This window comes from Bacillus sp. GMs2/2 (genome assembly GCF_050172095.1).
GTDB lineage: Bacteria > Bacillota > Bacilli > Bacillales > Bacillaceae_G > Bacillus_A > Bacillus_A cereus.
In genome coordinates this window covers 1-11,454 of record NZ_JBNLYE010000132.1, presented here as the reverse complement: position 1 = coordinate 11,454, position 11,454 = coordinate 1, and the positions used below count along the sequence as shown (strand labels likewise).

Below are 11,454 nucleotides of genomic sequence, written 5' to 3'. Positions count from 1 at the left end.
GAATACTCAAATAAAAAACTGAGGTATCTACCTCAGTTTTTTCGATAACTTATTTCATTAAAGATACCTCTTCAACAAATTCACCAATTTTATTTTGAAAATCATAATCAAAGTTATATTCCTGTCCTGTTAACTCTTCATTTACTAAAATAGTTGTTGCCCCTACTTCTCTCTTTGCGATTTCCGGAAATGAAGCGACAGGTTGTACTTTTAATGACGTTCCCATAACGAGAAGTACATCTGTTTCATATAAACGTTTCATCGCATTTTGATATTGAGGCAGTGTATCTCCGTATAAAACAACGTCTGGATTTAAAATGAAATTACACTTCTGACAGCGCGGCACTTCATGATCAATCATATACTGTAAATCATATCCCGCTTTACACTTCGGACAATGTGCTGTTTGAAGTGTTCCATGTAAATCAATGACATGTTTACTGCCACCTAATTGATGTAAACCGTCAATATTTTGCGTTAAAATCGTAATATCTTTCCCTTGTTCTTCTAGCTCAGCTAAAAAATGATGTCCACGATTTGGTTTATATTGATGGAACGTATTAATTTGAAAGATTTCTTTATAATGCTTCCAAAATTCTTTCGGACTTCGGTTATAGTACCCTCTTGATAAGTACATCTCCACATTCGCATCAGCATACAATCCATTTGCTGAACGGAAATCTGGGATACCACTTTCCGTACTTGCACCAGCGCCTGTTAATACTGTAATTTTCTTCGCTTTTTCTAAAATTGAACGAACTTCTTCAAATTGTTGCACAAAAATCACCTCTATGTATTTTCCTATTCTTATTATACCAGTTGTTTACAGGAGGTGTTGTACAATTCATTTTACTTAATGCGTTGCGCCCCCAACCTCTACAATATCTACTTCAACTGTCGTCGTTACTTCGATTGCCAATTCTATCCCCTTACAAATAGTAGAAAGTGACATACTCGATTGCCCTGGATAATTAATCGCTTGTTCTGGTAAGAACGGAATGTGAATGAATCCGCCTTTTATTTTCTTATCATGTTTCTCTAGTTCATGCATAAGTCCATAGAATAAGTGATTACAAACGAATGTGCCTGCCGTCTGTGAAACAGATGACGGTATGCCCTCTTCGCGAAGTTTTTTTACGATTGCTTTCATCGGAAGTGTAGACCAATACGCAATCGCTCCTTCTTCTACAACCGGTACATCTACTGGCTGATTCCCTTCATTATCAGCAATTCTTGCATCATCAATATTAATTGCGACACGTTCTATCGTAATATCTGGTCTGCCCCCAGCTTGTCCGATACATATAATAATTTCCGGCGCTAGTTCTTCTATATACTCTTTTAATACGCTTATTGATTTATGAAATACAGTTGGTATTTGTTTGCTTATTATCTTGTATTCTCCAATTGTTTTTTCATGCAAACCTTTTGCTACTTCCCAAGCTGGATTGATATTTTCTCCGCCAAACGGATCAAACCCTGTTAATAATACTGTTTTCATAGTTTTATCCTCCTAATTAAAAACGATATACAAGGCCGTACATAATAAACATATTTATGATAAAAATTGAAAGAGCAATTGGTACTTGCGCTTTAATAACCGCATTTTTATCCTTTAGCTCTAAAAGCATCGCAGGTACGATATTAAAGTTTGCTGCCATTGGTGTAAGCAGCGTTCCGCAATATCCAGCAAACATACCGAGTGCTGCCATAATTGCTGGGTTTCCGCCGTGCATTTGAACTATTAAAGGTAAGCCAATTCCGCCAGTAATAACAGCAAACGCTGCGAATGCATTTCCCATTACGACTGTAAATAGCATCATGCCTAAACAGTACGCCATAACAGCAACGAACGGATACTCTGTCGGTAACACTTGTCCGACTAAATCAGAAACGACTTGTCCAACGCCCGACTTCGCAAAAATACCGCCAAGTGCCGCTAACATTTGTGGTAAAATAACAGCCCAGCCGACAGCTTGTAATAGTCTGCTTCCTTCTTGAACAGGCGTTGTTATTTTCGATTTTGTAATACGCATCGCCGCGACAAATGCGAGTAATGCACCAAGCGCTAATGCAACTAAAGTTACTTTATCTGGATCAACAAGAGAGACATTTCCCCATTTAATTTTCCCTAACGTCAACGTACCGATAATTGTAAAAATAGGAATTAATAGTGCAGGCATAAAAATTTTATTTTTTAATTTCTCAGCATGTTTTACACGTTCTTGTACTGGAACTTCTTTTTCCTCTGATTTTGTCACTTTATTTAGCGAGGCTAAAACGACCATAGCGAGCACGATACAGCCAACGTAAAACGAAGGAATTACATTTCCAAATAAAAATGTAACTGCAAACAATGCCCAAAATAAACTAGAACCGAATCTGTTTGGATGTTCACGATCGAATGCGATACGAACAGCGATAAAAGCAACAATTATCCCTAATACATAATAGATTGTATCCATTGTGATGATGTTCATATTAGATTGCCTCCTTCTCTTCTTTTCCTTCTGCCTTCATTGTTTTCTCTATATATTTATCAAACCTTCTAAATCTAATCCAGCTTACAATAAGTGCAGATATTGCTGTCGGAATGCCCCAAAGTGCCATATCCCATACACCGACATGCATACCTACTGAATCGAAGAATCCTTTCATTAATAAAATAGCACCAGTTGCGATGAAAATATCTTCTCCGAAAAACCAAGCTGTATTTTCCGCAGCAGCTGCGTTTGCTTTAATCTTTTCTCTTAATTTTTCAGGAAGTTTACCGTATTTACCTTGCGCGGCCCCTTCTGCCATCGGTGCAACGAGCGGCCTTACTGTTTGCGCATGCCCACCAATATTAAGCCCTAGTGCTGCTGATGATTCTCTTATCGTAAAATATGACATTAATACTCTTCCAGTTGTTGCTCCTTTTGATTTCGTTATAAGTGCTTCTGCTCTTTCTTTTAAACCGTAACGCTCTAAAATTCCGATTACCGGTAAAGTTAATATAATTGGCATAGACATATATCTATTTTCTATGAAAAATTTACCGAACATGCTGATCACATCATAAAAACTTAACCCTGAAACCATACCAGTAACAATACCTGCAACCATAACTACTAAAAGTGTATTTAATCTAAATAAAAAGCCCACTGCAACAAGTAGTATTCCGATTAATTTAATCATTTCTAGCACTTCCCCCTATTTTTTATTTCGGTGCACAAATAGAAATACCATTAAGTTTGAATGTTCTGTATATTCTTTCTGCAAATTGTACTGCTTTTTCCCCATCACCGTGTAAACAAATCGTTTGCGCCTGAACTGCTACTTTCTCTCCATTGATCGAATTTACATGGCCTTCTTTCACCATTTGAAGTACTTGCTTTATCGCTTCGTCTTCATCTTTTATAAGTGCATTTTCTTCTGTACGGCTCGTTAATGTACCATCTTGCTTATATGTACGATCCGCAAAAGCCTCTTGTACGAGAGTTACTTTGTATTTTTCTGCAGCCTGTATAAATGCCACGCTATTTGCTAATCCGTAAAGTAATAGACTTGGATTTATATGATAAATTGCCTTTGCAATTGCATCTGCAATTTCCGGATTAGTTGCCGCCATATTATATAGAGCACCGTGCGGTTTCACATGATGCATCTTCCCGCCAGCCACTTTTACAAAACCGTCTAATGCACCAATTTGATATAAAACATAATCGTATACTTCACTTGCTGAAACATTCATGTTCCTTCTACCAAATCCAATTAAATCTGGAAATCCGGGGTGTGCCCCTATTGCTACGTTATGTTGCATTGCCTTTTCAATCGTTTGCCGCATAACAGACGGATCACCTGCATGAAAACCACAAGCAACATTTATAGAGGATACGAATGGAAGAATTTCATCATCATTCCCCATTTTATAAGCGCCAAAACTTTCTCCTAAATCACAGTTTAAATCGATTGTCTTCACATTATTTCCCTCCTAATTTCAGCTTCGTAAAGCAATGAATTTCTTTAATAGATTCATATTTACTTCTTGTTCTATGTACAATTGTTCCGCTTCTTCAAGCGTAATTTTCTCAAAAGAAACATAGTCCCCCGGCTTTAGCTGGGCAAGAAGAGGTAAATCTACTGAAATGATATTTCCCATTCTCGGATAGCCACCTGTCGTTTGCCTATCTGCCATTAATATAATCGGCTGTCCACCATTAGGAACTTGAATGGTTCCAAATGTAACAGGACTCGATAAAATCTCTTTTTCTTCAATCCTATTTAAAACTTCTCCCTCAACCCTGTAGCCCATACGGTCAGCATAATTAGATACCTTATACTCTTTCGTAAAAAATGCCTTTCTACTTTCTTCGGTAAATTGATCGTATTCAAAGTCAGTTATGACACGCAACTTAGGATGTTTCTTATACTTTGGTAGTACGCTGTTGCTAATTACCCATTTCGTTTTTATTCGCTCATCTTTTTGTAAGTCTTGAATGAAACGATTCGCCATTTCTGAGTACGTACCAATTTGAAAACAATCTCCTTTTTTCAGCATTCTTCCTTCTATACCACCAATCGCAGCACGTATGTACGTACTTTTGCTTCCCATTGTACGCTCAATATGTATACCACCCGCAAAAGTCACATACGCTCTACAACCACTTTTCACTTTTCCAAAACAAAGCATACTACCTTCTTCCGCTAAAATGGGACGCCATAATGGGATACGTTCTCCATTTAACAACGGTTCCATATCAACCCCACCAATTGCGAGTAAAGTCGTTTTCTTTATTAACAATTTAGGACCTAAAATCGTCATTTCTAATCCTGCTTCATTCTCTTCATTACCGACTAACATATTAATGAGCCTAAGCGCATTTTTATCCATAGCACCCCCAACAGGTACACCAAACTGTTGATAATAAGATCGCCCTAAATCTTGGACTGTTGTAAACATTCCTGCATGCAAAACTTCTACATCCATTCTTTAGCCCCCTCAAGTGATACGTACTCTTCCTTCGTTATCGGGATAAATCGTAAATACATACCACTTTGAATATATGTTGGCATTTCTTCTTTCGGATTAAATAGAGTAATAGGTGTTCGGCCGATAATATTCCATCCACCTGGTGTTTCAAGCGGATAAATACCTGTTTGATTTCCGCCAATACCTACTGAACCAGGAGAGATTTGTAACCGTGGTTTTTCTTTTCTAGGTGTTTCTAATTCTTTTGAAAGTCCTCCTAAATACGGGAACCCTGGTGTAAAACCTAGCATATATACAAAATATGTAGTTTCACTATGTATTCGAATCACATCTTCTACTTGTAAACCGTGATAATGCGCGACTTCTTCTAAATCTGGTCCATATTCTCCCCCGTAGCACACTGGTATAGAAATATGTTTCACATCCTGTTTTACTTCTTCTTTATAAGAATCACACAGCTCCTTTATATACTGGCGAACGTAATCATGTGACCTTTCACTTCTCTCATTTCCCTTCCATACTTCGTATACATTGTAGTAAACAGCTAATGAAGTAAACGACGGAACGCACTCTATCATTCCTGCAAACGGATGTTGCTGCAGTGCTTTAAATAACCGCTGTACTTTCTCATATATACCCATCTTAATTTCTTCACCAAATGTAACAATAATTGCTTGATCCCCTAACGCAGAAAATTTCATCCTACTCCCTCTTTCTATGCCAAAAAGCCGAGTTCTTTCGAAATGCGATGCGCTGTTTCTTTCACCTTCGCAATAAAATATGAAATGTTACTTTCGCTGTACTCAATTGCTAATCCTGAAATACTAATGCCTGCTACAACCGTTCCATCGCTCGCGAAAATGGGTGCTGCTATCGCGGCTGTATGATTTTCTAACTCAGAATAACTAATTGTGTAGCCTTCCTTTTTTGCCATTTGCAACACTTCTAACAATTGTTCCTTATCCACGATTGTTCCATCTGCAAACTGTTTTAAATCCACTTCCTCTATGTATCTCAGTTTCTCTTCCTCAGAGAAATACGATAGTAAAATTCTTGGACATGCACCAGCATAAAGCGGTGCTCTTCTTCCAACCGCCGTATACACGCGTACCGGCTGAACACCCTCCATCTTTTCAACGTAAATTGCCTCATTATCATCTTGAATTATTAAATTAACTGCCTGTCCTAAACTATCTCTAAGTTCTTTCATATAAGGAATTGCTATATTTCTTACTGATAATCGTTGTGAAACAAGTTGACCGAACCGTAAAAATACGACCCCTAAACGATATTTCCCCTTTTCGTTTTTTTGTAAAAACGCCATCTCTTCTAACGAGCCAATTAAACGATAAACAGATGTTTTCGGCATATTTGTAAGCCGAACCATCTCAGTTAAACTTAGCTCTTCATGCTCATAAAACAACTCTAAAATATCCATTGTCTTAACTGCCGTTTTATTTATACTCATTCTATCTCCCTTTCGTTCCAAATTACGGAACTTAAATTCCATTTTTCGAAACAAACATATAATTTAAAATTATAAAATATTCCTTCAATTCAATCAATAGATTTTAAGCAAATAAAAAAGTATGGAAGAATATCTCTCCCATACTTCACCACACTTTATAACGCTCTTACTTGTTCCAACGGCCAGAAAACAGCTTGTCCTTTTCCGACAATTTCATCTTCTGAAATAAAGCCAAACATGCGACCATCCTTAGAAACTTCACGATTATCCCCTAAAACAAATACTTGGCCTTCTGGCACTTTCGTTTTCCCAGTGATTTGTTCTAACGTAAAGTCTGGAGTTAATACACGACCTACTGCTTTTTCTTTAAACTTTTTTAAATATGGTTCTTCCATCGCTTTTCCGTTTACATATAAAACATCATTTTTATACTCAACTGTATCGCCTGGCAAACCAATTACTCGTTTTACTAAATCGTATCCTTCTTTTCCGTGGAAGACGATAATATCAAAGCGATCTAATCCACTTATACTATAACCAATCTTATTCACGAGAACTCGTTCGTTATTTTTTAAAGTGGGCATCATTGATTCACCTTGCACTAAAGAAGGTGTAAATAAAACACCGCGAATAATAGCAATTAATACAAGGGTAAAACCTATCGTTTTAGCCCAAGAGAATAATTCTTTCTTCGTATTTTCCTTCATCGTTTCTCCTCTTTCTTAAGCACTTATTTTATTATTTCAACTAATTCTTGTACTAAATTAGGATCTATTTCAGAAAAACATGATTTTCCTTCTCTTACCGCTGTACCGACATGCGCCTGCGTGATTCCAGTTTCATCTAGCAATCGCTTTATATTTTCTTTCGTCACGCCAGCTCCAGCTACAAGCTGAATTTGACCATCGCTTACCTTTTGCATTTCTGTAAGCACCGGAATATTCTCTACTATATTTCCTTGTCCACCTGAAGTTAAAACGTGAGTCACTTTATGAAACTTCTTTAAAGTTCTCATCGCTTCTACTGGATTTTCTATATCATCTATCGCACGGTGGTACGTTACATTTATTCCATCTACAACAGATAGTAAGTCCGCTAATTTCTCTTCATCCACTTCATTTCGTTCATTTAATACGCCTAATACTACACCAGCTGCTCCTAACTTCTGTGCAACTATAATATCTTCTTTCATCATTTCAATTTCTTCTTCCGTATATGTAAAAGACTTCGCATGCGGACGAATCATAACATGAATTGGTATACTTACCGCTTCTACCGCTTTTTTTATAAAAGCATAACTCGGTGTTAAACCACCTTCTGTATAAGATGAAATTAATTCAATCCGCTTCCCGCCAGCGCTTTCAATTCGTTTTACATCTTCTAAACATGTTGCAATAACCTCTAGCATGAGATGACCTCTTTTCGTGCTTTTTTCTTATTATAACATTAGTAAAAATAAGAAGCCTAGCTTTCTCCTTTAAAACTTAAAAAAGAAGAATGAAAAGAAAGATTTTTTTATTGGCAACAATTATTGGTAACATCCTATTATTCATGTACACTCCTACCACAATGAAAAAACCCGTCATTTTGACGGACTTTTCTAATTTCAAGCTTTTCTTTCCTCAGTTTTCATATCAATGCCTAATTGATCTTCCAATAACTTTACACCTTTCTTTGTAAGATGGACAGCCCGATTCTTATCCGTTTTTGTAATCCATTCCTGTTCAAAAAATAGTTTTGCTATTGCAGATCCTAACCAACCGGCAATATGGTAGCGTCGTTCACTCCAATCAAGGCAAGGTTTTGCAAATACCCTCCTTTTTGTATCTGCCTCATCAACATTTATTCCAAAATTCAGAAACCATTGCTTACCTTGTTCCGTTACAATGTATTCTCCATCCTCTAAAATTATAAATTGCCTATCTAGTAATTTTTCAGTTATCTCTACACCGAGTTTGCCTGCAAGATGATCATAACAAGTTCGAGCATAACGAATTTGTTTTAGTTGGCTTGATTGTTTTAAAGAGCGAACTTGAACTGTTGGTGCAATTGTCCCTAACTTTTCAAGCACTTCTGCAACTTCTTGATTAGCAAGTCGATAGTAACGATGTCTACCATGTTGTTCAACTGTAAGTAAATTCCCTTCTACTAATTTAGAAAGATGCGAACTAATTGTTGGATGTGACACTTTTGCCATATAAGCCAATTCACTAGCAGGTAGTGCCTGATTATTCATTAGACAATCTAATATGATTGCTCTTGTAGGTTCAGCAATTAGTTTAGCTATATATGAGATATTCGGATATACATTCATATTTCGATGATACCCTAACTATTAAATTGATACAATTATTTTAAGTTTAATAGTAAAGGAGAATGTATTATGAATGCAATTGATCTTAGTATATTAAATTTGAAAGAAACGAGAAGGCGCTCAGAAAAATTATGGAATTCTCTTCCTAATAATTTTCTTAATTGGAAGCCTAATCCTGAGGCTATGTCTTTTGGTGAGATGATTCGTCATGTATGGAGTTCAACTTTTTACTACCATATGATTATAAAAAACAACGGTTCAATAAACGACATACGTATCCCGTATGATGACGAGCCGATTACTTGTGTAAAAAAAGAAATTGAATTGGCACAATCATACTTTACTGACTTCATAGAATATGTTCAATCGATAAGCATAGCCGAGCTAGATTCAAGACTTATTGATAGAAGCGATGTTGGCTATCAACGATATTTAGGCGATATGCTATTACGAATTGCCTATCATGATGCGGTCCATGCAGGTCAATTTTTACAATATTTACGAACGGTAAACTTAGAAAGACCATTAATTTGGGATTAAATACGAAAAATGTTTATACAGCCTCCAAACTGGCATTACAATAAGAATTTTTCAACAAGAAACAATCACAAAACCATGATAATCATTTATATTAAAAACCTACATCTCAACCAAGTGCTTCATACACATAAAAAGCACGGGTTTGATTACTAATCAAACCCGTGCTTTCAAAACAAATATAATATCCATAAACAATAAAATGTAAGCTTTAAAAACTACGACCGAAACGCCGCATCCGCCAGCATAGACAATGTTGCATCATCCATCGGTGGATTATGCAGTCCTGCTCTGACGTTTAAATAGTAACGATGGAGCGGATTTTTTTCTGATAAACTTTTTGCTCCTACGATGCGCATCGATTTATCCACTATAGATATCGCCGCATTTGTTACAGCATATTTCACGGCTGCTAATTCTGCTTGCAGTGATAGTTTATCTTCTGCCTCATCGTACTTTTTCGCAATTTGATATAAAAAGACGCGAGCTTGCATAAGCTCGAGTTCTAATTCTCCAACTAATCTTCTAACATTCGGCAATAAACTAATAGAATGGTTTAAACTGTTTGGCTTGTATGATTCCGCAAATTGAACTGCATAATTTCTTGCTGATTGTGCAATTCCTAAATAACATGCTGGTATATGTAGCAACCAGCCAACACCCTTTTGTTTTACTTTCCCGCCTTTTATATCTGTAAAAAAGCGACTTTCTATCTCTACATTTTGTAAGACAAGGTCGTGGCTAGCAGTCCCTCGCATTGCAACGCTATCCCACGTTTCTTCAATAGATACACCGAGTGTATTTCTTGGAATAACAAACTCACCAACTTCTTCTTGGCCTTCCATACTTGCTGAAATAATAAAATAATCAAGTACTGGCGCCATCGTTGTAAAAGTTTTTCTTCCATTTATAACCCACTTCTCGCCTTGTTGAACCGCTATTGTTTCTGGTTTGCCGCCACGCGTCGGACTCCCTGTTTTCGGTTCTGTTGCTGCCCTGTTAAAGAGCGCACCATTACGTACTTCTTCGCAAAACCATTTGAACATCTCATCATTCCAAGAGCGATTTTCCGCTAGCTCTTTCACAATGCCAAGATGCCAGCCAATCGATAATGCAGTAGCTCCGCAGCCTTCCGCGATTTTCTCTTGAAATAAAACAAAGTCATATAAAGAAATCGCACTACCACCAAATTCCTTCGGTAACGTTAATTTCGTATATCCGATATCTTTCAAATCATTTATATTTTCATACGGAAATGATCCCAATTCACTTAGCTGATGTTCCCTTTCCATGAACTTCGGAATCAATTTATTTATTTGTGCAATAATGAAAGATTGTTCTTCTGTTTCAACAAATGAGAGTGCCATACTATAATCTCCTTTATGTTCGATTCATCAACCGCTCACTTTTTTATTATGATTATATGAAGCTACCTCTCTATTGTTTCACTATTCCGATAAAAATACAATGTTTTTGACTAATAAGAAAAGTTCCTATTTAAGGATAGGTTCTTTTCTTATGTTAATCTCCTTTCAATGCCTTTAATGGCAAAGAGGTTACATATCCAATATACGAGAATAATTCTTTAAAGAAGAATGGAATTTCTGTGTCTAACGTTTTATATGCTGATGTCGGCGTTGGTGAAGCATACGCTTCAATATTAATATGTTTTGCAATTCTCATTGCGCGTTTCATATGAAGTGGATCACTTACAATCGTGTATGTGCGTATTCCGTTCTCTATTCCAACTTGCTTCGCATTTTTTAAATTTTCTTCAGTGAAAAGGGATTTAGTTTCAATTAAAATATCTTCCTCTTTTACACCTTGTTTCATTGCATATACTCTTGCAGTACGTGCTTCCTCAAGTTCTGCCTCGAACTTTGTACCACCTGTAAAAATAATCTTTTTAATATTTCCGTTCTTATATAAAGAAATCGCATGATTAATTCTTTCTTTAAATACAGGAGATGGTTTTCCGTTCCACGAAGCTGCTCCTAGTACGATACCAGCATCCGTTTTCACGTCATCATTTGCTTTAAAACGATAACTCCAAATATCGTAAGCTGCATAACTTACATATAAAATAGCAGAACAAATCATTAGTAAAAATACTTGAAAGATTCGTCTTTTCTTACTCTTCTTATTTTCTTTCATTTGTAATTG

The 11,454-nt window shown here is 36.5% G+C and carries 14 protein-coding genes; 1 reads left to right on the top strand and 13 read right to left on the bottom strand.

Features of this window, described 5'->3' with window-relative positions; all coding sequences use genetic code 11:
* Positions 1-49: 49 nt before the first annotated feature.
* The 11 genes from ACQGS6_RS16610 to ACQGS6_RS16560 form a co-directional block, all read right to left on the bottom strand.
* The gene (locus tag ACQGS6_RS16610) at positions 50-778 is read right to left on the bottom strand and encodes an NAD-dependent protein deacylase (protein WP_242784880.1); all 729 of its coding nucleotides are present in this window, start codon (positions 776-778) and stop codon (positions 50-52) included.
* A 75-nt stretch (positions 779-853) separates the two neighbouring features.
* A complete protein-coding gene (gene pcp / locus ACQGS6_RS16605; protein ID WP_242784882.1) occupies positions 854-1,501 on the bottom strand; it encodes a pyroglutamyl-peptidase I in 648 nt (215 codons plus the stop codon).
* A gap of 16 nt (positions 1,502-1,517) precedes the next feature.
* A complete protein-coding gene (locus tag ACQGS6_RS16600; protein ID WP_001021658.1) occupies positions 1,518-2,480 on the bottom strand; it encodes a DUF979 domain-containing protein in 963 nt (320 codons plus the stop codon).
* A 1-nt stretch (position 2,481) separates the two neighbouring features.
* Positions 2,482-3,177, bottom strand: a complete 696-nt coding sequence (locus ACQGS6_RS16595; RefSeq protein WP_000593392.1) for a DUF969 domain-containing protein — start codon at positions 3,175-3,177, stop codon at positions 2,482-2,484.
* A 22-nt stretch (positions 3,178-3,199) separates the two neighbouring features.
* Positions 3,200-3,961 (bottom strand): 5-oxoprolinase subunit PxpA, encoded by a 762-nt coding sequence (gene pxpA, locus ACQGS6_RS16590; RefSeq protein ID WP_030026301.1) that lies wholly within the window; start codon positions 3,959-3,961, stop codon positions 3,200-3,202.
* A gap of 18 nt (positions 3,962-3,979) precedes the next feature.
* A complete protein-coding gene (locus ACQGS6_RS16585; protein WP_025966065.1) occupies positions 3,980-4,969 on the bottom strand; it encodes a biotin-dependent carboxyltransferase family protein in 990 nt (329 codons plus the stop codon).
* On the bottom strand, positions 4,960-5,673 hold the full coding sequence (pxpB, locus tag ACQGS6_RS16580; protein ID WP_000672273.1) for a 5-oxoprolinase subunit PxpB: 714 nt from the start codon (positions 5,671-5,673) through the stop codon (positions 4,960-4,962). The genes ACQGS6_RS16585 and pxpB overlap by 10 nt, the downstream gene beginning before the upstream one ends.
* A gap of 14 nt (positions 5,674-5,687) precedes the next feature.
* Positions 5,688-6,440 carry an IclR family transcriptional regulator gene (locus ACQGS6_RS16575; protein ID WP_000026391.1) on the bottom strand — a complete coding sequence of 251 codons (753 nt, stop codon included), beginning with the start codon at positions 6,438-6,440 and terminating at the stop codon, positions 5,688-5,690.
* Positions 6,441-6,595: 155 nt separating this feature from the next.
* The gene (gene lepB / locus ACQGS6_RS16570) at positions 6,596-7,147 is read right to left on the bottom strand and encodes a signal peptidase I (protein WP_000662498.1); all 552 of its coding nucleotides are present in this window, start codon (positions 7,145-7,147) and stop codon (positions 6,596-6,598) included.
* Positions 7,148-7,170: 23 nt separating this feature from the next.
* Positions 7,171-7,848 (bottom strand): copper homeostasis protein CutC, encoded by a 678-nt coding sequence (locus ACQGS6_RS16565; RefSeq protein ID WP_000895111.1) that lies wholly within the window; start codon positions 7,846-7,848, stop codon positions 7,171-7,173.
* A gap of 198 nt (positions 7,849-8,046) precedes the next feature.
* Complete coding sequence (locus tag ACQGS6_RS16560) at positions 8,047-8,754, bottom strand: ArsR/SmtB family transcription factor (protein ID WP_001103809.1); 708 nt, start codon at positions 8,752-8,754, stop codon at positions 8,047-8,049.
* 69 nt (positions 8,755-8,823) lie between these two features.
* Here ACQGS6_RS16560 and ACQGS6_RS16555 point away from each other — a divergent pair, with 69 nt between their 5' ends.
* Entirely contained in the window at positions 8,824-9,294 is a 471-nt protein-coding gene (locus ACQGS6_RS16555) for a DinB family protein (protein ID WP_326319019.1), read from the top strand.
* A 215-nt stretch (positions 9,295-9,509) separates the two neighbouring features.
* Here ACQGS6_RS16555 and ACQGS6_RS16550 read toward each other — a convergent pair whose 3' ends face one another.
* A complete protein-coding gene (locus ACQGS6_RS16550; protein ID WP_001218341.1) occupies positions 9,510-10,658 on the bottom strand; it encodes an acyl-CoA dehydrogenase family protein in 1,149 nt (382 codons plus the stop codon).
* A gap of 154 nt (positions 10,659-10,812) precedes the next feature.
* Entirely contained in the window at positions 10,813-11,445 is a 633-nt protein-coding gene (locus tag ACQGS6_RS16545; RefSeq protein ID WP_000662216.1) for a YdcF family protein, read from the bottom strand.
* Between the last annotated feature and the right edge of the window lie 9 nt (positions 11,446-11,454).